Below are 21,370 nucleotides of genomic sequence, written 5' to 3'. Positions count from 1 at the left end.
AAGGCGGTTTTTTTATTTGTCTGGGCGAATAGAGTACAAGTCACTGTTGTGCTTACCGCACTCTAAATAGTACTGATAAGCCACTTTTTTGCTTTCAGCAATGACTCTCATGCAGTGCATTTTCCCCTGTTCAAAATATCGAATCTCATATTCTACACTGGTATCAAGTTGCTCAGCGGCTGCCATACTTCGCCTCCATAAACCATCCAAAAAACATCCATGCAAATTATATGCCGTTATAGGGAGCGTCGTTCGGTGTGTTTTTTAGCCGATAATTGCGCTCTAACTCACTTTTTTGCGGATAGTTGTGATCAAAAAGTTAATTTCAAACTCTATATATTATTAAGGTGGCAATCAATATTTGTCACACTGGTGTAAGTTTGCCGCAATATTAAGTGATACAAGTTGAGTATAGAACTTAATCAATAGAAAAGGGAATACGAATAAGTGACTAAATTACAGGGTGTATCTAATAAGGTGCTTGGTTATGGCCTTCTATTTTGTTTCGTATTTCTTCTTGCCGGATGTACGAAGAAGTTTCTATACAGCAATATCGATTGGTTCGTTATCGATTACATAGAGGATTATGTTTCTCTGCAAGGTGAACAAGAAGTCTTGGTCGAAGAACGCTTATTATTGTTAGCAGAATGGCATAAGAAAGAAGAGTTACCGTTATATATCGATCATTTAAAAGAGCTTGAGAGATTAAAAGCGAGCGATATCACCCTAAATTATTTGCAGGAAAATCGAGATAGAATGCGAGCGCATTACGATAGAGTGGTAAGCAAAGCGGCACCAGACCTTTTTGCTTTGAGTTTACAGTTAACGAAAGATCAAGAACGGGAATTTCTGAGTAATGTACAAGAGCATTATCAAGAGCGAAACGCAAAATATGCGGATAAAACGGAAGATGAAATACGTGAAATTATTCTAGATAACACAGAAGAATGGATGGAAGAGTGGTTGGGAAGCCTATCAGAAAGTCAGCGCCAATTAGCTCAAACGTTTTCTCAGCAAGTCACTCTTAACAGTCCTTTATGGAGAGGTTATCGAGCAACGATATATCAAGAGCTCGAATATCTGTTCGACAACAAGTCCAATGCTGTCACTTATCAGGATATATTTATGCGCCTGTTGTTCGAGCCAGAGAGCTATTACAGTGAGCAGCTTTCTAAAAATATTGATTCTAACTTTGTGCTGGTCGATCAACTGACATTAGATATTTCTCAATCTATGACCGATAAACAATGGCGTCATTTTCGCGGTAAGGTAAAAGAGTGGCGAGTACTAGCTGAGGAATTATTAGATTAGATTCATGCTTCAATTGACGAGGGGATGTGCCGTAGCCTTTCTTATGAAAAAATGATTCAAAGCAAATTCTTATTGAGCTAAGAGCGTAACATAGCTTGAGGTTTGATGAGGTAAGGTCAGCTTATTGATGGTTGATAAAGCCTCATCGTATAAAAACAATGAGAATAAATATGAAACATTTAGTTGAAAGATTTCTTCGCTACGTCACGTTCGATACCCAATCAAATCCACATGTTACGCTTTGCCCAAGCTCGCCTGGTCAGCTTGTGTTTGCTGAGTTGCTTAAGAAAGAGATGATTGAACTTGGCTTAAGTGATGTGACATTAGATAAAAATGGCTACTTGATGGCTAGACTGCCAGCTAACGTTGATTATGAGGTGCCGCCTATAGGCTTTATTGCCCATATGGATACCGCGCCTGACGCCTCAGGAAAAAACGTAAAACCGCAATTTATTGAAGATTACCAAGGCGGCGATATTGCGCTAGGGTTGGGGGATGAAGTGCTATCTCCGGTGCAATATCCAGATTTACATCATCTACATGGCCACAATCTTATCACTACCGATGGCACTACATTACTTGGCGCGGATAACAAAGCTGGTATTGCTGAGATTCTCTCTGCAGTCGCGCTGTTACTAGAAAATCCAGACATTCCACACGGCGACATTTGTATCGGCTTTACACCAGATGAAGAGATTGGCCGGGGCGCAGATTTATTTGATGTTGAAAAGTTTGGCGCGAAATGGGCATACACTATTGATGGTGGCCCGCAAGGTGAACTGGAATACGAAAACTTTAATGCGGCAAACGCCGATGTGATTTTTCATGGTGTTAGCGTTCATCCAGGTACCGCAAAAGGCAAAATGGTCAATGCGATGAACTTGGCTGCGAAATTTCAAGTTCAAATGCCCCAAGATCAAACTCCGGAAACAACCGAAGGCTACGAAGGGTTCTTCCATTTAAAATCGGCAGAAATGGGCGTGGCGCGAAGCGAGCTTGGTTACATTATCCGAGACTTTGATCGTCAGGGGCTTGAAGAGCGTAAAGCCTTTATGCAGAAACTCGTTGATGATATGAACGCGGGCTTACGCCATGGTTCTGTAGAACTGAAAATAACAGACAGCTATTACAATATGAGAGAAATGGTTGAGCCTTACCCGCATATCATTGAGCTAGCAAAGCAAGCGATGGAAGCGTGTGATGTGGAGCCAATTATAAAACCTATTCGTGGTGGTACAGATGGCGCTCGTTTATCTTTTATGGGGTTGCCGTGCCCGAATATCTTCACTGGTGGTTTTAACTTCCATGGGATTCATGAGTTTATTTCGGTTGAAATGATGGAGAAGTCAGTGCTTGTCATCGTCAAAATTGCTGAACTCACCGCTAAAAAACACGGTTAACAGACCAGGTCGAGCGGTTCTTGTCGATTGAATGGGGAAAAATAGCCCAGAGTCATCTGGGCTATTTTTAAATTCAAAAACGAAACATTAACGTACGTCTTTGTCTTCAATTTCTATGTCTTCTAGTGGTAGCCAGTCGACTTTCACACCCGCTTGGTCGAACATGTCTTGGCTGACTTGGATTTTATCTCCCCAGCGAGATAGAAAGTCTTCAGATTGCTCAGGGCAGTGAACGTGTGAGATCCCTGTTTGAATGATCTTTGCCGCGCAGTTAGGGCATGGAAAATGCGTCACCCAAATATCACATCCGTCTAAATCACGTTTTGAGAACAAAATTGCGTTCTCTTCTGCATGCAGTGTTTTTAGATATTTCAACTCGCGTTCATCGGTATCGACACTGTCAGAAACACCGTGCGGGTAGCCATTAAATCCAACAGATACAATGCGATTCTGTTTAGTGATAACTGCACCGACTTGTGTTGATGGGTCCTTACTCCAAGACGCCACTAGTTCTGCCATCTGGTAAAAGCGTTTTGCCCATTTAGAAATCATAGTCATCCTCTCTGTCGAAGGCGTTGAATTAATTGAATGATAACCCATTTATATTAAAAAAATAGTCAAAATCGGGGTCTTGAGTATGAAGGCGTCATTTTTTGTCTTTTTAACCATAAAACGTTCTTATCTTGAGCACCGAATCTCACTTTCCGTCTTTATACGATATCTTAATTCGCGTTTCCTAGCGCCCTAAATGCACGATGCCTGAGAGTGTATATCAAATAGTTATGATTGAGCTGTTTGTATATTGCTCATTAAATATCACTGTTAACTAAATTACTTTATTTTCTTTTTGTTTCTCATGTTTACATTTAGAAACATTTTGGGGGCTTTTGAGTGAAGTTTTCAGTTGCAGCAAGGAGTAAGGTTGATGGGAATTCAACAATATCCTGTTCTATAAAGACGGTAAATACATGCAAAAGAAACCACTTGTCGCACTAATGGCGGCTACAGCAATCCTCGCTGGATGCGGGGAAGCTAATAATGCCCAAAGGGAAGGCCAGGCGCCTCTCGTAGTGACTCAGGATGTCACGGTTATCGACTACCAACCGAGCAAGTCTTATATCGGTCGCATTGAAGCAGTAGAAGATACCAATATTACCGCGCAGATTTCTGGCTATTTAAAAGCTCGTCACTTTGAAGAGGGGCAAATGGTAGAAAAAGGACAGCTTCTTTATTCTATCGAGCCATCTTCTTTTGAAGCACAAGTCGCGAGCGCTAAAGCGGCACTTGCACAAGCAAAAGCCGCGCTAAAAAAAGCGGAACTAGACCACACCCGAGGTAAAAACTTGTTGCCTCGTGGTAGTATCTCTCAATCTGAGTTTGACGCCTTAACTGCGGCACTTCTTGGTGCGAAAGCAGAGCTAGAAGCAGCAAATGCTCAGCTTAAGCTTGCTGAAGTTAACCTTTCTTATACTCAAATCCGAGCTCCGTTCAGCGGTCGTATTAGCGATACCAAAGTGAGTACCGGTGATCTTGTTTCCCCTTCATCTGGCGTGCTGACGACATTGGTGAGCTTAGACCCAGTGCATACTTCATTTAGTGTGAGTGAGCGCGAGCGTTTAGCCATGGGGATGGATCAAGTCAAAGGCGACGGCTCAGCAGAATCAAACAGAGTTGAAGTTCAGCTTGAGCTGGAAAATGGTCAGTTTTTTGAGCATCTCGGTAAGCTCGATTTCTTAGGTAATCGTATTGATACCAAAACTGGTACGATTGCAATGCGTGCGTTAGTGCCAAACCCAGAGCAGAAGTTACTTCCGGGTCAGCACATCAAAGTGAACTTGAGAGATAAGAACACAAAAGACGTTATTGTTATCCCACGACGTGCCGTACAGACTGACTTAGAAGGTGACTTTGTGATGGTGATGGCTGAGGGAAGTGTGGCTGAGCGTCGTAACGTCGAGCTTGGACCTCAGGTTGAACAAGGCATTATCATTCGAGAAGGCCTCGAACAGGAAGATACGGTTATTACACAGGGCCTACAGCGTGTGCGTAATGGTGTAGAAGTGCGCATTCAAACACCTGCTGAAGATAAGCAGTAGGGGGCACTATGTTAAGTCGTTTCTTTATTCAGAGACCTAAATTCGCGCTGGTTATTTCGATCATATTAACGCTAGCAGGCGCGATCTCACTGGCGATTTTGCCAGTGGCGGAGTACCCACAGATAAGTCCGCCATCAGTCAGCGTTTCGGCATACTACACCGGTGCGAGTGCGGAAGTTGTCGAGCAGGCCATTGCGGACCCCATAGAGACGTCGGTCAATGGCGTTGAGGACATGATCTACATGTCTTCAAAGAGCGCGAACGATGGCTCATACAGCCTAAATGTCACGTTCGATGTCGGGACCGATCCAGACATGGCGCAAGTAAACGTGCAAAACCGTGTGTCACAGATCGAGTCAAAACTGCCTCAAGAAGTGCGCATGGTTGGTGTGACGGTGAAAAAACGCTCACCTGACTTGCTGATGGTCCTTAACTTCTATTCGCCTGATGGCAAATACGACGATCAGTTCTTGATTAACTACATTAACTTGAATGTAAAAGATCAGCTGGCTCGTGCGAAAGGCATCAGTGAAGTTAACGTGATTGGTGGTGGCGAATACGCAATGCGTGTTTGGTTAGACCCTGAAAAAATGGCCAACCTTAAGCTAACTACGTCAGACGTATACGCCGCTTTGGCTGAACAGAACGTTCAAGTTGCGGCAGGGCGTGTAGGTGCAGCACCATACAACAATCCGCAAGAAGTTCAGTTTAACCTTGTGACCAAAGGTCGCTTGGAAAGCGTGAGCGAGTTTGAGAACGTTGTCCTTCGAGCTAATCCAAATGGTTCCACGGTTTATCTGAAAGATGTCGCTCGTGTCGAACTAGGTAAAAAGTTCTACGATGGTAACGGTAAATTCCGTGGTCAGGACGCGTCAATTGTTGCATTGTCTCTTCAATCAGATGCGAACGCGTTAGAAAGTGGTCAGGCCGTCATGGAGCTGCTTGAGGACTTGAGTAAAAACTTCCCTGAGGGCATGGCGTATGAGACCAGCTACGATACAACCGTGTTTGTATCTGAATCGATCAAAGGGGTAGTCAAAACACTGATTGAAGCGATTCTATTGGTGATTGCTGTAACTTACTTGTTTTTGGGTAGCGCGCGCGCAACGTTGATTCCTGTTGTTGCGATCCCCGTTTCTCTGATTGGTACGTTTGCCATCATGCAGGCGACGGGCTTCACCATCAATACGGTCACTTTGTTTGGCTTGATCCTCGCGATTGGTATCGTGGTGGACGATGCGATTCTGGTTATCGAAAACGTCGATACCACCATGGCGAAAGACCCAACCATTTCACCGCGTAAAGCGACATTGCTAGCGATGAAAGAAGTAACGGGCCCAATCATCACGTCGACCTTGGTTCTACTTGCGGTATTCATACCAGTCGCGATGCTGCCGGGTATCACTGGAATCATGTATCGCCAGTTCGCTTTGACCATCTGTATTTCGGTTGTGATCTCATCCATTAACGCATTGACGCTGTCTCCAGCACTTTGTTCTTTGGTATTGAAGCAGGGTGGGGGCAACACGGCTAACTGGTTCCAGGCTTTCAACCGAGGCTTAGAGCGTATCACAACGCGTTATGGTCAGGTCGCTGGTTTCTTGGTGAAGAAATCTTTGCTACTCGTGACGTTCTTTATAGTCGCTATCGCGGCGGTCACTTTCTTTGCGAAAACCACCTCAACAGCGTTTGTTCCTCAAGAAGATAAAGGCATTTTGCTGGTTAACGTTCAGCTACCAGATTCAGCATCTTTATCTCGTACTGAAGAAGTCACCAATGATTTAATGAACATGATTGGTGAAGAACCTGGTGTGGATGGCGTGACGGTTGCGAACGGTTACTCGTTTATGACAGGCGCAGCGGCATCAAACGGTGCATCTGTGTTTATCAAACTGCATGACTGGGATACTCGTAACTCGTTGCAAGGGGAACACTCTGCCAATGCCATCGCGGCGCGTATTAACGGTCGTGCTGCAACAGAGTTGCCTCAAGCGGTTGTGTTTGCGATGGGGCCACCAGCGGTTCCTGGTATGGGGGCAGCGTCTGGTTTTGAGTTTGTGCTTGAAGATACGCTAGGGCGAAGCCGTACCGATTTGTCGATGGTCATGGGAGAAATGATCCAAGCGGCCAACCAAGCCCCTGAAATTGCCTACACGTTTAGCACGTTCCGCGCGAATGTTCCGCACTACTACGTTGATATCGACCGTGAGAAAGCGCAGCAGTTGGGTATTTCGCTATCGTCTATTTTCCAAACCTTGCAAGGCAACTTAGGTTCGCTTTATGTGAATGACTTCACCATGTTTGGTAAGAACTTCCGCGTAACCATGCAAGCTGATAGCCAGCACCGTAGCAGCATGGAAGATCTAGAGCGTTTCCATGTTCGTTCTTCGAACGGCGATATGGTTCCGCTAAGTACGCTAGTGAGCTACGAGCAAGTGTTTGAGCCTGATGTGGCATGGCGTTACAACATGTACCGCAGTGCTATCATTCAAGGCCAACCAGCTCCGGGTTACTCTAGTGGTGATGCGATTGCTGCAATGGAACGCGTTGCTGCTGAAGTTCTCCCACAGGGGTACACGTATGAATGGACAGGTATGGCTTATCAGGAAGTACTTGCGGGTAACCAAGCCATTTATGCGTTTGCGCTGGCTTTGATCTTCATTTACTTGTTCATGGTTGCACAATATGAGAGCTGGAGTATTCCATTAGCCATCATTTTGGTGGTGCCAGTAGCAACGTTAGGCTCCTTCTTAGCGTTGAATCTGACTGGGACACCGCTTAACTTGTATGCGCAAATTGGCCTTGTCTTGCTCATAGCCTTGGCGGCGAAAAACGCAATTTTGATTGTGGAGTTCGCCAAGCAAGAACGTGAAGAAAAAGATGCTGATATCGATAGTGCTGCGGTTAAAGGAGGCACGTTACGTTTCCGCGCTGTGAATATGACATCTTGGTCGTTTATCCTGGGTATCTTCCCGCTGATCTTCGCCGCAGGTGCAGGGCACGTGAGCCAAAACTCGCTCGGTGTGTCGCTGATTGGTGGTCTATTGTGTGTGCTTCTAGCAGGTACATTCTTGATCCCTGGCTTCTACGCTATGGTGCAAAGACAGCGTGAGAAAGTTCATGGCGGCAACACCAAGTTGGTTCCTCTTGATGATGAGTAATCACACCCGCAGTGCACAGTAGAGCACGAAGTTAAAGTCGAAAAAAAGCCCGARGCAATSATTGCCTCGGGCTTTTTATTTGTAGGGAAGGTTATTTTAGCGCGGTTTTAAATTGTGCAACGGCTTCGTCCATATCATGAGCTTGAGCAGAAACAGAGTTCACTTCGTGCAAGCATTCCTGAGCGGATTGCATGTTGTTTTCAGATATCGCGTTAAGCTCGGTGATTGAGCCACTAACTTGGTTCATCACAATACCTTGCTCTTCAATCGCAGAAGCAATGCGCTCCGAATTGCCTTGAATTGCATGCATGTCAGTGATGATCTGCTGCAGGCTAGAATCAAGTTTTTCAGAGGCATTAAGCGTTTGTTGTCCTTGATCGTTACATTGATCAATATCAGCAACAACTGTAGACATTTGAGTTTGAATATCTGCAACGACCCGCGTGATTTCCTCAGTGGATTGATGAGTTCGGCTAGCTAGGGCGCGTACTTCATCGGCGACAACTGCAAACCCGCGGCCTTGTTCGCCTGCTCGCGCGGCTTCAATTGCTGCGTTGAGAGCCAGTAAGTTAGTTTGTTCCGCAATTTCTTGGATGATGTTCACCGCACCACCAATTTTATCTACATGCTGGTTCAACGAGCCAATCGACTGCTGACTGTTCGATAAAATACTGGTCAATTGACCAATGTTGGATACGGTGGTTTCAACAACACTTCGGCCTTGTTCGGCATTATTCGCGGCTTGATGTACACCCTCTACCGCAACCGACGTGCTTTCCGATATTTCGCCTATCGTTGCCACCATTTGCTGAACCGCAGTAGCCATCGATGCAGTGTGGTCCGTTTGAGTATGGAACTGCTCCATAACCCCTTCTAGCTCACGATGCATATTATCGGTACTGGCTGTTAACTGCGCCGATTTTTCTTGGGTGCCACTAATTAACTGCTCAAGCTTATCCAACAGATCATTGAGGTGGTGGCTGATATCAAATAGCTCATCTTTGCCTTTCAAGTTAGAGCGCAGTCCCATGTTGTTTGTTTCGCTAATGCTTCGAATGGTGCCAAGCAAGCTGTTTACTCGTGTATTGATTGAGCGAGAGATCTGCCAAATCAATGCGAAAATAACACCTAAGATCAGAGCAGTAATGACTTGCTTGATGGTCGACATTTGCTCATCACGCTTTGCAGCAGCAGAGCTAAGGGCTGTCGAAAAGGTTTCAAATTGCTCTTCTACGGCATGAGATAATGCGCGAGTTTCACCAAGTAGGCCTTGGTCGTAAGCGACTCCTACAACTTGTTTTTGTGCCGCTACTAGCTTACCTGTTTTGGTGAGCTCCGGAGCATATAGCCCAACAAGCAAATCACTATTGAATTGACCTGATTTGACCGCAGAGTCAAAACGAACCAACGCCAGCAATTGCTGGTGGTCGGAGCGTTGCTTGGCTTCTAACAGTGCTTGCTCGTAACCAGCAAGAAGGCCACTCTTTGCATCAAGTCCGTAGCGTTGGTAAGCACTGACCAGATTCTGAAAGCCCTTTTGGTATGCAAGGAGGTCTTGCTTGAATCGTTGACTGGAAGGTAATTCATTGCTCGTGAGTATGCTCGCAAGCTCTTTTTCTATATTTAGAAACTTATCAACATTCGCATCAAATTTGTTTAGGTATTTGTCATTACTACGCAGTAAGAAATCTTTCTCGTTTCTGCGTAAGTTGAGTAAACGTATTTCTAGATCGCCAACGAGTTTGATGGCGTGGTTAAGTTCATTGCTCTTATTGGCGAAATGGGATGACGTACCCAAAAGGGCCACGATGCCTAAAATGGCGATAACTCCGAGGAAGTAGAGTTTTTGCCTAATAGTCATATTGTTGTTTCCTGAATAAGTAACTAAAAAGAGAAATCCAATGAGATTTCCCAAGGGCTAGCAAACGTTGTTCAACTAACATGTCGAGAAAACGACATGCATTAATACAGCACTTTCTTACGTTGCTGCTTTTTCGCTCCATGCTTGTTCTTGGTATCAAGTCTTCGGCGTTGAGAAGCGCGGGTTGGTTTCGTTTTAATACGCTTCTTCTCCTGTAAGGCGGCAGCTTTAATTAAAGCTTGAAGCCGATTCAGGGCGTCTTCCTTATTTTGTTCTTGCGTGCGAAATTGTTGCGCTTTGATGATGATCACGCCATCTTTAGTTATACGACTGTCAGAAAGAGCAAGTAATCGTTCTTTGTAGAAGTCAGGTAAGCTGGAATGTCGGATATCAAAGCGTAAATGTATAGCGGACGCTACCTTGTTAACGTTCTGGCCACCATTTCCTTGAGCTCTAATTGGGGATAATTGAATTTCCCACTCTTGAATTGTGACGGAGTTCGAAATTTTGAGCATGATAAGTAAATGCCGGTAAGGACGATTGAAAGAGCTGATAAATTAACATCACAGATGTACAAATAGAAGAAAAGACATGAGCACGATTGATTTTAGGCCCTATGAGGGATTCATATTTGATATGGATGGTACTTTAATAGATACCATGCCAGCCCATTTGGCTGCTTGGCAAGCAACCGCAGATCGTTTTGATTTTCCGTTTTGTCAGGAGTGGTTTCACAGTTTAGGGGGCATGCCGAGCTTTAAAATTGTTGAGGAGCTAAACCGTGTGCATGAGCTTTCATTAGATCCTAAAACCGTCGCTACATTTAAAATGGAAACGTTCGCTGCTATGGAGCTGCACGGGGACGTTATTCCGTGCACTAATATCGTGTTAGAAGAATATTTAGGCCACAAGAAAATAGCGGTCGGGACTGGCAGTCAACGAGAAAGTGCCATGCGCTTATTGAGCCACTCCGGTTTATTGGACAAGTTGGATGTTGTGGTAACTGCAAGTGATGTAGAGAACCATAAGCCTTTTCCGGATACCTTTTTGGTGGCGGCCGAGCACCTTGGGTTGGAAGCGTCACAATGTCTTGTATTCGAGGATACCGAGCTAGGTAAACGAGCGGCGCATGCAGCGGGTATGGATTGCGTTATGGTGCAAGATAACGAGTTAATCTTTTTTCCAAAACCATAGTAAAAAGAGCGATAAAGCGAGATCAAAATGGGGTGCAAACGCACCCCATTAACTTTTACAACATCATAGATAAAGTATCATAAATGTTTATTCAGGTTGAACTAGCTCTTGGTATTCAAACGAAGGAACCACAACCTCTACGCGACGGTTTTTCTCACGACCTTCACGAGTGCTGTTGTCAGCAACTGGGTTTTCTTCACCCATGCCTTTCACAGTTAAACGATCTGAGTCAATGCCTGCAGCAGTTAGGTAATCCGCAACAGATTGAGCACGACGCTCAGACAGTTTTTGGTTGTAAGTCGCAGGACCAGAGCTATCCGTGTAGCCAGTGATCTCTACTTGAGCTTGAGGGTATTCGTTCAAGAATGATACGAAGTTGTCTAGACGCTCCGAAACAGAGTCTGTTAGCTTAGCACTGTCGAATTCAAACGTACCTGTACCGTACTCTTCTTTGTGCACTTTGCTCATCATCACTGGTTCTGGATCTGGCTCAACCACTTCTTCTGTTACAACTGCCGCAACCACTGGCGCAGCCGCAAATTTGTAGTTAAAGCCGATACCGAAGAAGTTAGCGTCCATGTCGTCCCATACGTCATCAGACAGGTCTTGATAGCGTTGATATTCTGCGCGTACGCTCCAGTTTCTGTCGATAGTGTATTCAGCACCTAGCGAGCCAGTTGGAACGAAATCTTTTTCGTCATCAGACATCATGTAAGCACCACCGATCTTAGCGAATAAGTTCCAAGATTCGTTTAAGTGCCAGTTGAATTTAGGTGCGAGAGTTAAAGCCGTTAAATTGCCGTCGATCGTATTAACTGTATTAGCCCCTGACTTAAAGTTAGCTTTGTAATCGCCTAAGAAGTCGACACCATACTCTAGCCCGATGATATCGGTGAAGTCATAACCGATATGTAGTCCAGCACCAAAAGCTTCATCATCACAAGGGCTATTTAGATAGCAAGCATCGTCAAGTGTAGTCATGCCTACTTTGCCCCCGATATACATTTCAGCTTGAGCAGAGTTTAAAAGCGCGCTACTACCAGCTACCACTGCTGCTACTGCAATTGCTACTTTGTTCATAATGTTTCCTTGTATTGATTGCATATTAACTTCTACTTCGTTTTATCAAAAAATTAGAAAAAACCAGCGTTTATAAGAAATTAGTTTAATATTCTAATCATTTCATATCAAGCAACAATATCTTTGAACTTGATCAACATTTACTAACCAATAACACCTCACAAACTTCTGATATTTCTTACATTGTAGTAAAGATTTTTAGGGTCATAAGAAAATTGATGATTATTTTGAACTTTTTTTCGTAAACTTTATTTTACATTGTGCGCGGTGGTTAACAGGTGGTTTTTATTTGCATTTATTTGCAAAAACTGATTGCAAGTCTACGCCTAAGCCGATAAGTTACTTAAACGCTAGACAGAAAATGACCAGAGCCCTTGATGCTGCTCGCTTTGTGAACAATGTTGCAATGAGTTCAGTTGGCAAAAAATTGGGTCGGAAATAAAAACCAGGAAGTAGAAGTAATGTTTCAAACTGATGATGTAAGAATAAATAGAGTAAAAGAGTTATTGCCACCTGTAGCAGTATTAGAGAAGTTCCCAGCGACTGAAACCGCTTCTTCGACCACTTTTGATTGCCGTAATGCCATTCACAATATTCTTGAAGGAAAAGATGACCGATTACTTGTAATTGTTGGCCCGTGTTCCATTCACGATCCTGCAGCTGCGGTTGAATATGGTAAAAAGCTAAAAGTATTACGTGATGAACTTGGTGAACAACTAGAAGTTGTGATGCGAGTTTATTTTGAGAAACCGCGTACAACGGTAGGGTGGAAAGGTCTGATCAACGATCCTTACCTAAATGATACCTACAAGCTGAATGATGGTCTGCGTATTGGACGTAAGCTTCTTCTTGATCTTACCGATATGGGCTTGCCGACCGCGAGTGAGTTCCTAGATATGATCACGCCTCAGTACGTGGCGGATCTGATCAGTTGGGGGGCTATCGGTGCTCGTACGACAGAATCTCAGGTTCACCGTGAGCTTGCTTCTGGCCTTTCTTGCCCTGTTGGGTTTAAAAATGGTACAGACGGGAACATTAAGATCGCGAGCGACGCGATTCGTTCTGCAAGTGCTTCTCACCACTTCTTATCAGTAACAAAATACGGTCATTCTGCGATCGTAGAAACCGCTGGCAATCCTGATTGCCATATCATTCTCCGTGGTGGTAAAGAGCCAAACTACAGTGCAGCGCATGTTGCTCAAATTAAAGATGAGTTAGATGGCGCTGGGCTACCGAAAAAAGTGATGATTGATTTTAGCCACGCTAACAGCTCGAAGCAGTTCAAACGTCAAATGTTGGTATCTGATGACGTATCAGAGCAAATCGCTGGTGGCGAAGAAGCAATTTTTGGTGTGATGATTGAGTCTCATTTAGTTGAAGGTCGCCAAGACCTAGTAGATGGCAAAGCGGCCACTTATGGTCAGTCGATTACCGATGCATGTATCGGTTGGGAAGATACGGAAACCGTACTTCGTCAGCTTTCTGATGCAGTAAAAGCGCGCCGTAACAAATAAGCTCAACAGAAAGAACTTTTTTAAAGAGCCAGAGGCATTGTGTCTCTGGCTCTTTTTATTGAGAATTACTCGCATCTCTTTCTATTGTTTCTGCTTTCCTATATGTTATCTGTATGCGCTGTAACCAAAAGGAATTTGGAATTGAATCGTAATGTATGGCTATTATCCCTTTGCCAAGCCCTATTAATGACAGGGAATATTTTACTCATATCTGTTATTGCCCTTATTGGCAAAACACTTGCGCCGTCATCAAGTTTTATTACGTTGCCCGTTGCGCTGCAATTTTTAGGACTGATGGCTGCGACGATCCCAGCATCACTAATTATGGGCAAGTTGGGACGTCGACTTGGGTTTAGTCTCGGTAATGTTATTGGCATTTTGGGTGCCAGCCTAGCGACGTATGCGTTAAGTCAACAGAACTTCTATCTGTTCTGTGTTTCTACCTTTTTGCTTGGTGTTGGTATTGGCTTCGGAACGCTATACAGATTTGCTGCTATTGAAGTGTGTGAAGAGTCGGCAAGACACAGGGCGATTTCGATATCTATGGCGGGAGGGGTACTAGCGGCGATACTTGGCCCTAATTTGGCGGTGTATTCGCAGCAATGGTCAGATGATGGTTTGTACATTAGTGCTTTTGCCGTGCTTATTGGACTTTATATAACTGCGTTGATCGTGCTGCAAACGATTCGTTTTCCACCAGCACACACACAAGTTCTACATACTAAAGCGGATAAAGTGGGGCACATTATCCGTCGACCTAATTTCATGCTAGCGGTTATCGCCGCAATGGTTGCGTATGCGGTAATGAACATTTTAATGACAGCAACGCCTCTGGCGATGATTGGTTGTGGCTTTGATTTTGACAAAGCGGCAGGAGTGATCGAATGGCATGTGCTGGGCATGTTTGCACCGGCGTTTGTCACGGGACGCTTGATAGAGCGGTTTGGCGCGAAGAATATGATTTTAGCCGGTGGATTGCTATTTGTTGCTTGCATCGGAATTAACATACATGGAGTGTCCATTTGGCACTTTAGTCTTGCTTTAGTTCTGTTAGGCGTTGGTTGGAACTTTATGTTTATCGCGGCAACTGGGTTATTTAGTCAAAGCTATGAAGCGAAAAACAGGAGCAAGGCTCAAGCATTTAATGAATTCTTCGTGTTCAGTTGTGTCACTATCACTGCATTACTATCTGGCTGGCTTGAATCCACCGTAGGTTGGCAAAACCTTAATTTGTACGTTCTTCCTTTTGTGTTGCTCGTCATCGTGATGTTTGCTTTGAAAACGAACAAAGAAACGGAATCCCAAACTGCTTGATTAGATCTTCTATACATAGCCCGGCATAACGTGTCGGGTTTTGTTTATTAGCTCAACTCCACAACTTCTTCTTTATATTTTTATTGATAATGTGAATTCCCACACTAAAAATGTCGATTTGATAAGACTTTTTATCTAACTTTTTGTAATAAAAATAAAAATCCTGTATATATCTTGCCGAAAATCAATAAAAACTACAGAAGTTTCGTCTATGTCAGCCAATATTTCTCATAAAGCTCAAGAAACTCTCGTGAGGGAGTCTGAGGAACTCGTCTCAACAACGAACCTACAAGGTGTTATTACGTATTGTAACGACGCCTTTTGCCGTGTTGCTGAGTACACTCACGAAGAACTCGTCGGTCAGAACCACAATATCGTTCGCCACAATGACATGCCTAAAGCCGCTTTCGGCGATATGTGGACACGTCTTAAGCAAGGCAAAGCCTGGCGCGGCATGGTTAAGAATGCCACTAAGTCGGGCGGTTACTATTGGGTTGATGCCTATGTCACCCCTATTTATGAAAATAACCACGTTGTTGGTTATCAATCTGTGCGCGTGAAGCCAAAGCGAGAGTGGGTTGATATAGCCACGAAAGCCTACAAGAGTATGCGCGCCGCCGAGAAATCAGGTCGTACTTGGTCGTTGAAACTCAATGAAACCATTCGCTATGCGATTCTACTTGGCGCATTGACCGCACCTGCAGCCGCATATGCATTGTCTATTGAAGGTCCATTAGCTTGGCTTGCAAGTGCACTACCTGCGAGTGTTCTAGCGCTGTTATTCCGTCAAGAATTAATTGATACGCCTCAACAACTGAAAAAGTTACAAAAGCAATACGACAGCGTGAGTCGCTTGATCTATTCTGGTAATACGGCATTTTCGATTGCCGATTTCCATATCAAAATGCTGTCCGCAAGAATTCGAACCGTGTTGGGAAGAATGACTGACTCCGCACTGCCGTTGCAGCATTGTGCTGAAGAATTGAGCCAAACCACCGCAGAAGTTTCGGCTGCATTAAATCAGCAAAACACCGATATTCATCGCGTACGTGATGCGACTCAAGAGGTGGAGTCTTCGGCGAATTCAGTCTCTTCTAGCACCAATGATGCCCATATGCTAATTGATGACACATTGAAGTCATGCATGATGGCCAAAGAGACGATCGATCAAACGCACACCAATCTAACGCAGTTGAGCCTTCAAGCTGAAAAAGCGACGGAAACGACGTATCAACTGAGTGATCAGGCGCAGAAAGTGAATCATTTGATGGAAGAGATTGGCGGGATCGCAGAACAAACCAATTTACTGGCACTTAACGCGGCAATTGAAGCGGCGAGGGCGGGTGAGCAAGGGCGTGGTTTTGCTGTTGTTGCCGATGAGGTGCGCGCGCTCTCTGGTCGCACATCCAATGCAACTGAACAAATCCAAGCGTCTATCTCTGCTATGTTGGCGACGATACAAAGTTGGCAAAAAGACATTCTGGCAAACAAAGAGCAAACGGATACATGTTCTCAGGTTGCCGAACAAAGCGCGCTTCGCTTGTCTGAGGTTGAACAGATGATGCAAAGCATGAGTGGGTTGATGGTCGATGTGGCGGAAGCGGCGAATAATCAGCTGAAGCTATCCAGCGATGTAAATCAGCATATTCACTCTATTGCTTCTACGGCAGAGCAAAACTTGGCAGCAACGCACTCCGTAGAGCAAAACAGCCGTCAGTTGAAAGAGCAAGTACAAGATTTCTATCAGCTCGCGCTTCGATTTGAAGATAAGCAGTCGTAAAGCTGCCTTTCAGCGCCGCCAAATATCCCAAACAAATTCGAGATAAAAGAAAGCCCCGCCATTGCTGGCGGGGCTTTTCAGTTTTCACATTCGCAATAGAGAAAACTGATATCTTTTTACTGCAATTATGCTAGTAGTTCTTTTGCTGTATTTACTACGTTTTCAGTAGTGAAACCGAACATTTTGAACAGTTCACCAGCCGGTGCAGATTCACCGAATGAAGTCATACCGATGATGCGACCGTCGAAGCCTACGTACTTGTACCAGAAGTCAGCAATACCTGCTTCGATAGCGATACGAGCTGTTACGTCTGATGGTAGAACGGCTTCACGGTAAGCGGCGTCTTGCTTGTCAAATGCATCTGTTGATGGCATTGAAACAACGCGTACTTTCTTACCTTCAGCAGTTAGCTGTGCTGCTGCTTCTACTGCTAGCTCAACTTCTGAACCTGTTGCGATAAGGATTAGCTCTGGCTTGCCTTCGCAATCTTTCAGGATGTAACCACCTTTCGCGATGTTTGCTAATTGCTCCGCATCACGCTCTTGTTGCGCTAGGTTCTGACGAGAGAAGATAAGCGCAGTTGGTGCATCTTTACGTTCAATCGCTAGTTTCCAAGCCACTGCTGATTCAACTTGGTCACATGGACGCCATGTGCTCATGTTTGGCGTTAGACGTAGCGATGCCATTTGCTCAACCGGTTGGTGAGTTGGGCCATCTTCGCCAAGACCGATAGAATCGTGCGTGTACACTTGGATGTTCTGAATCTTCATCAGAGCCGCCATACGCATTGCGTTACGAGCGTATTCCATGAACATTAGGAATGTCGCGCCGTAAGGAACGAAACCACCGTGTAGCGCAATACCGTTCATGATCGCCGTCATACCGAATTCACGTACACCGTAGTGGATGTAGTTACCAGAGAAGTCACTTGCTTCTAGAGACTTAGAACCAGACCACATGGTCAGGTTAGAAGGCGCTAGGTCAGCAGAGCCGCCCATGAACTCAGGTAGTAGAGTACCAAATGCTTCTAGAGCGTTTTGAGATGCTTTACGTGATGCAATGTTTGCTGGGTTTGCTTGAAGATCAGCAATGATTTGGCTTGCTTTCTCTTCCCACTGTGCAGGAAGCTCACCGTTTACGCGGCGTTTAAATTCAGCTGCCAGCTCAGGGTACGCTGCTTCATAAGCTGCAAATTTCTCGTTCCACGCTGCTTCCTTAGCTGCGCCTGTTTCTTTCGCTGACCATTCTGCGTAGACTTCTTGCGGAATTTCAAAAGGACCGTGCTCCCAACCTAGTTCTTTGCGTGTTGCTGCGATTTCTTCTGCACCTAGTGGCGCACCGTGACAATCGTGTGAACCAGATTTGTTTGGTGAACCAAAACCGATGATTGTCTTAGTACAGATAAGTGTAGGACGTGGATCCGCTTTCGCCGCTTCGATTGCAGCGTTGATCGCTTCAGAATCGTGACCGTCTACTGCTGGGATTACGTGCCAGCCGTACGCTTCAAAACGCTTAGGCGTGTCGTCAGAGAACCAACCTTCAACGTGACCATCGATAGAGATGCCGTTGTCATCCCAGAATGCGATCAGTTTGCCTAGGCCTAGCGTACCTGCTAGAGAACATGCCTCGTGCGAGATACCTTCCATTAGACAGCCGTCGCCCATGAACACGTAAGTGAAGTGGTCAACGATGTCGTGGCCTTCTTTGTTGAACTGTGCTGCTAGCGCTTTCTCAGCTAGAGCCATACCAACCGCATTAGTGATGCCTTGACCTAGAGGACCCGTTGTGGTCTCGATACCAGGCGCGTAGCCGTACTCTGGGTGACCTGGAGTCTTAGAGTGAAGCTGACGGAAGTTTTTCAGATCATCGATAGATAGCTCGTAACCGCTCAAGTGCAGTAGAGAGTAAATTAGCATTGAGCCGTGGCCGTTAGACAGTACGAAGCGGTCGCGGTCGGCCCACTCTGGGTTTGATGGGTTGTGGTTTAGGTGAGAGCGCCAAAGAACTTCAGCGATATCAGCCATGCCCATAGGTGCACCTGGGTGACCAGAGTTAGCTTGTTGAACACCATCCATGCTTAGCGCACGAATTGCATTTGCTAGATATTTACGATCCATAGTGATTACTTCTCGATAAGGGTTTAAATAGAGGGAACTCGTCGAAACAAGTTCAAATAGAAAATCTTGAATAAGCGCTGATGGTAAAAGCGAGTAGACGGGCTACTCGCTTTTGGTAAGCAATTAAAGCTTAGCTTCGATCATCGCTTCTAGTTTACCTTGGTCAACGGCGAAGTTGCGGATGCCTTCAGCCAGTTTCTCAACCGCCATTGGGTCTTGGTTGTGTTCCCATAGGAACTCAGAATGAGTCATTGGTGCAGGACGCTCAGCTGCGCCTTTAGAGTCAACCAACTTCTCAACCACTTCGCCTTCTGCCGCTTCTAGCTCAGCAAGTAGAGCAGGAGCGATAGTTAGACGGTCACAGCCAGCCAGTTCTAGGATCTCACCGATGTTACGGAAGCTTGCGCCCATTACTACCGTTTTGTAGCCGTACTCTTTGTAGTAGTTGTAGATCTTAGTTACAGACAGTACGCCTGGATCTTCTGAAGCTTCGAAGTCACGGCCTTCTTTCGCTTTGTACCAGTCCATAATACGGCCAACGAATGGAGAGATTAGGAATACGCCAGCTTCTGCACAAGCACGCGCTTGAGCGAATGAGAATAGAAGCGTTAGGTTACAGTTGATGCCTTCTTTCTCTAGGATTTCTGCTGCGCGGATACCTTCCCAAGTAGACGCTAGTTTGATAAGGATGCGGTCGTTAGTGATGCCTGCATCGTTGTACATTTTTACTAGTTGACGTGCTTTCGCTACGCTTCCTTCCATATCGTAAGATAGGCGTGCGTCAACTTCTGTAGAGATACGACCTGGAATAGTTTTTAGGATTTCTTTACCGATGTTTACTGCAAGCATGTCACAAGTGTCTTGAACTTGTTGAGCTTTGTCGTTGCTCTGTGCTTTAGCATATTCGATTGAAGCATCGATTAGAGGTGCGTACTCTGCGATTTGAGCGGCTTTCAGGATAAGAGAAGGGTTAGTTGTTGCGTCTTCTGGTTGATACTTTTTGATTGCATCAATTTCGCCAGTGTCTGCTACTACAGTCGTTAGTTTACGAAGTTGCTCTAACTTGTTGCTCATAATCGATCATCCTATTTAAATGGGCTTAAGCGTGATTTTTGTTATCACAGCTTGTGCATTTGCAAGCGAGTTAGCTAATCGTCTCATCGCATTTAATGAGACATCTGCTCAGCCAACTACGGAAAATTTCGTTACCGAACAAATGCAATGAACATTTGATCGATAGCTGAGTAAATGATGTGTCCATATTTATCCTATCTATGCTGAAAGTCAATCGCTGAAATCGACTTATAGTGAACTTCATCAACGTTTTTTTACTGTGTGTTTAGTGGTTAACCCAAATAAACGTTTGCCCTTATTGTTCAAAGGTTGAGCGTTGTACGTGAGGGTAAAAAATTGTAGTGAGAAAATGTTATTGCGATGAGCAAATGTAGCGTTTAAATTGATAAAGAACATATGCTAAGTCGATGAGCATATGCTCACTTATTGCATACAATATCGATCCTCTTAAAGGGCGAGAGAAACCATGAGCAGTTCTAATCAAGATATTTCCATTGAAAACACGGATTTGTTGACAGAGATTTCCGTCGCGTATTATCAAGACGGTGCGACTCAGGAAGAGATATCGAGAAAATTTGCCATATCACGCGCAAAGGTCGGGCGAATGCTCAAGCAGGCGCGTGATGAAGGCATCGTTGAAATTACCGTTAAATACCACCCGGTGTTTAGCGCCAAGATTGAACAACGTTTGATCGAGCGATTCGGCGTTAAGCGCGCGCTTGTTGCTCTTGATCAGCCGAATGAAGAAGCACAACGACTACAGGTATCGGGATTGGTGTCCAATTACCTCACCAGCACGCTTAAAAACGGCATGGTGGTGACGGTCGGACAAGGGCGCAACGTGTCGTCCGTCGCTCACCATATTGGTGTTATTACGCCGCGTGACTGTAAATTTGTATGTGGTATCGGCGGTATTCACCCACGTGGTGGTATGTATAACGCCGACCACATTTGTCGTCAGTTAGCGAAAAAGTACGGTGGAACGTCCGAAACTCTCTATGCGCCGGCTTATGCAGAGAACAGAGAACAGAAGTTGGCTTTCATGCAAAATGCAACCGTGAAACAAACGCTCGACCTAGCACGTAAAGCCGATGTCGCTTTAGTTGGTATTGGTGATATGAGCGAAAACAGCTACATGGTCGATCTAGGGTGGTTTACACCAGATGAAGTGGTTCAATCCCGACTAAAACAAGGTGTAGTAGGGGACTTTGCGGGTTATGACTTCTTTGATATTCACGGTAACGTTGCCAACACCGTAATGAGTGACCGTGTCATTGGCCTTGGAATTGAAGAGTTTCGGCCAATCGCAGAAGTGATTGCTATCGCTGCTGAAAACAGTAAACCGCTTGCATTACTTGGTGCGTTACGTACCGGTGCAATCGACGTGATTGCTACCAGTGTAAGCAACGCTTTGACAGTATTGAACTTGGATGAGCAGATGCACGGTAACGCGGCATCTGAGAGTTAG

16 protein-coding genes are annotated in these 21,370 nt (G+C 45.0%); 9 read left to right on the top strand and 7 right to left on the bottom strand.

The annotated features are described in order from the left end of the window. Nucleotides 1-12: 12 nt before the first annotated feature. Complete coding sequence (locus R2S67_RS05475) at nucleotides 13-186, bottom strand: hypothetical protein (protein WP_005373524.1); 174 nt, start codon at nucleotides 184-186, stop codon at nucleotides 13-15. 261 nt (nucleotides 187-447) lie between these two features. Between R2S67_RS05475 and R2S67_RS05470 the strand changes: the two genes are divergently transcribed. Further along, on the top strand, nucleotides 448-1,311 hold the full coding sequence (locus R2S67_RS05470; protein WP_048624836.1) for a DUF6279 family lipoprotein: 864 nt from the start codon (nucleotides 448-450) through the stop codon (nucleotides 1,309-1,311). Nucleotides 1,312-1,481: 170 nt separating this feature from the next. After that, the gene (gene pepT / locus R2S67_RS05465) at nucleotides 1,482-2,711 is read left to right on the top strand and encodes a peptidase T (protein ID WP_047008127.1); all 1,230 of its coding nucleotides are present in this window, start codon (nucleotides 1,482-1,484) and stop codon (nucleotides 2,709-2,711) included. A gap of 87 nt (nucleotides 2,712-2,798) precedes the next feature. Here pepT and R2S67_RS05460 read toward each other — a convergent pair whose 3' ends face one another. After that, entirely contained in the window at nucleotides 2,799-3,263 is a 465-nt protein-coding gene (locus tag R2S67_RS05460; protein WP_005373515.1) for a dCMP deaminase family protein, read from the bottom strand. Between the two features lie 416 nt (nucleotides 3,264-3,679). On the opposite strand from R2S67_RS05460, the gene vmeY reads away from it, so the two are divergent. Both vmeY and vmeZ read left to right on the top strand, forming a co-directional pair. Beyond that, complete coding sequence (vmeY, locus tag R2S67_RS05455; protein ID WP_005396140.1) at nucleotides 3,680-4,807, top strand: multidrug efflux RND transporter periplasmic adaptor subunit VmeY; 1,128 nt, start codon at nucleotides 3,680-3,682, stop codon at nucleotides 4,805-4,807. A gap of 8 nt (nucleotides 4,808-4,815) precedes the next feature. Continuing rightward, entirely contained in the window at nucleotides 4,816-7,968 is a 3,153-nt protein-coding gene (vmeZ, locus tag R2S67_RS05450) for a multidrug efflux RND transporter permease subunit VmeZ (RefSeq protein WP_167427339.1), read from the top strand. A 91-nt stretch (nucleotides 7,969-8,059) separates the two neighbouring features. On the opposite strand, the gene R2S67_RS05445 is transcribed toward vmeZ, so the two are convergent. Both R2S67_RS05445 and arfB read right to left on the bottom strand, forming a co-directional pair. Beyond that, nucleotides 8,060-9,829, bottom strand: coding sequence for a methyl-accepting chemotaxis protein (locus R2S67_RS05445; RefSeq protein WP_317342733.1), 1,770 nt, complete (start codon nucleotides 9,827-9,829; stop codon nucleotides 8,060-8,062). A 101-nt stretch (nucleotides 9,830-9,930) separates the two neighbouring features. Continuing rightward, nucleotides 9,931-10,344, bottom strand: coding sequence for an alternative ribosome rescue aminoacyl-tRNA hydrolase ArfB (arfB, locus tag R2S67_RS05440; protein ID WP_005396137.1), 414 nt, complete (start codon nucleotides 10,342-10,344; stop codon nucleotides 9,931-9,933). Nucleotides 10,345-10,420: 76 nt separating this feature from the next. On the opposite strand from arfB, the gene R2S67_RS05435 reads away from it, so the two are divergent. After that, a complete protein-coding gene (locus R2S67_RS05435) occupies nucleotides 10,421-11,023 on the top strand; it encodes a beta-phosphoglucomutase family hydrolase (protein ID WP_031780520.1) in 603 nt (200 codons plus the stop codon). An 87-nt stretch (nucleotides 11,024-11,110) separates the two neighbouring features. Here R2S67_RS05435 and R2S67_RS05430 read toward each other — a convergent pair whose 3' ends face one another. Beyond that, entirely contained in the window at nucleotides 11,111-12,103 is a 993-nt protein-coding gene (locus tag R2S67_RS05430) for an OmpA family protein (protein ID WP_005396135.1), read from the bottom strand. Between the two features lie 461 nt (nucleotides 12,104-12,564). Here R2S67_RS05430 and aroG point away from each other — a divergent pair, with 461 nt between their 5' ends. From aroG to R2S67_RS05415, 3 genes are all read left to right on the top strand, one after another. Beyond that, entirely contained in the window at nucleotides 12,565-13,617 is a 1,053-nt protein-coding gene (gene aroG, locus R2S67_RS05425; RefSeq protein ID WP_005396134.1) for a 3-deoxy-7-phosphoheptulonate synthase AroG, read from the top strand. A 141-nt stretch (nucleotides 13,618-13,758) separates the two neighbouring features. After that, a complete protein-coding gene (locus R2S67_RS05420) occupies nucleotides 13,759-14,931 on the top strand; it encodes an MFS transporter (protein WP_046875894.1) in 1,173 nt (390 codons plus the stop codon). Nucleotides 14,932-15,142: 211 nt separating this feature from the next. Further along, nucleotides 15,143-16,711 (top strand): PAS domain-containing methyl-accepting chemotaxis protein, encoded by a 1,569-nt coding sequence (locus R2S67_RS05415; protein ID WP_317342732.1) that lies wholly within the window; start codon nucleotides 15,143-15,145, stop codon nucleotides 16,709-16,711. 125 nt (nucleotides 16,712-16,836) lie between these two features. Here the strand turns inward: R2S67_RS05415 and tkt are convergent, their stop codons facing one another. Together tkt and tal are read right to left on the bottom strand one after the other, a co-directional pair. Beyond that, nucleotides 16,837-18,828: a transketolase gene (tkt, locus tag R2S67_RS05410; RefSeq protein WP_268844568.1), complete on the bottom strand. Its 1,992-nt coding sequence runs from the start codon at nucleotides 18,826-18,828 to the stop codon at nucleotides 16,837-16,839. Between the two features lie 123 nt (nucleotides 18,829-18,951). Beyond that, nucleotides 18,952-19,902, bottom strand: coding sequence for a transaldolase (gene tal / locus R2S67_RS05405; protein ID WP_005396118.1), 951 nt, complete (start codon nucleotides 19,900-19,902; stop codon nucleotides 18,952-18,954). 466 nt (nucleotides 19,903-20,368) lie between these two features. Between tal and R2S67_RS05400 the strand changes: the two genes are divergently transcribed. Further along, nucleotides 20,369-21,370, top strand: coding sequence for a sugar-binding transcriptional regulator (locus R2S67_RS05400; protein ID WP_317342731.1), 1,002 nt, complete (start codon nucleotides 20,369-20,371; stop codon nucleotides 21,368-21,370).

The sequence above is a fragment of the Vibrio sp. T13N genome, from assembly GCF_032970445.1.
Classification (GTDB): Bacteria; Pseudomonadota; Gammaproteobacteria; order Enterobacterales; family Vibrionaceae; genus Vibrio; species Vibrio diabolicus.
The sequence above is the reverse complement of the archived record's forward strand: the minus strand, read 5'-3'. Positions and strand labels throughout refer to the sequence as shown.

Coding starts and splice junctions, on each gene's coding strand:
- R2S67_RS05475 (WP_005373524.1), bottom strand. CDS start 186: ATGGCAGCCGCTGAGCAACTTGATACCAGTGTAGAATATGAGATTCGA.
- pepT (WP_047008127.1), top strand. CDS start 1,482: ATGAAACATTTAGTTGAAAGATTTCTTCGCTACGTCACGTTCGATACC.
- R2S67_RS05460 (WP_005373515.1), bottom strand. CDS start 3,263: ATGATTTCTAAATGGGCAAAACGCTTTTACCAGATGGCAGAACTAGTG.
- vmeY (WP_005396140.1), top strand. CDS start 3,680: ATGCAAAAGAAACCACTTGTCGCACTAATGGCGGCTACAGCAATCCTC.
- vmeZ (WP_167427339.1), top strand. CDS start 4,816: ATGTTAAGTCGTTTCTTTATTCAGAGACCTAAATTCGCGCTGGTTATT.
- R2S67_RS05445 (WP_317342733.1), bottom strand. CDS start 9,829: ATGACTATTAGGCAAAAACTCTACTTCCTCGGAGTTATCGCCATTTTA.
- arfB (WP_005396137.1), bottom strand. CDS start 10,344: ATGCTCAAAATTTCGAACTCCGTCACAATTCAAGAGTGGGAAATTCAA.
- R2S67_RS05435 (WP_031780520.1), top strand. CDS start 10,421: ATGAGCACGATTGATTTTAGGCCCTATGAGGGATTCATATTTGATATG.
- R2S67_RS05430 (WP_005396135.1), bottom strand. CDS start 12,103: ATGAACAAAGTAGCAATTGCAGTAGCAGCAGTGGTAGCTGGTAGTAGC.
- aroG (WP_005396134.1), top strand. CDS start 12,565: ATGTTTCAAACTGATGATGTAAGAATAAATAGAGTAAAAGAGTTATTG.
- R2S67_RS05415 (WP_317342732.1), top strand. CDS start 15,143: ATGTCAGCCAATATTTCTCATAAAGCTCAAGAAACTCTCGTGAGGGAG.
- tkt (WP_268844568.1), bottom strand. CDS start 18,828: ATGGATCGTAAATATCTAGCAAATGCAATTCGTGCGCTAAGCATGGAT.
- tal (WP_005396118.1), bottom strand. CDS start 19,902: ATGAGCAACAAGTTAGAGCAACTTCGTAAACTAACGACTGTAGTAGCA.
- R2S67_RS05400 (WP_317342731.1), top strand. CDS start 20,369: ATGAGCAGTTCTAATCAAGATATTTCCATTGAAAACACGGATTTGTTG.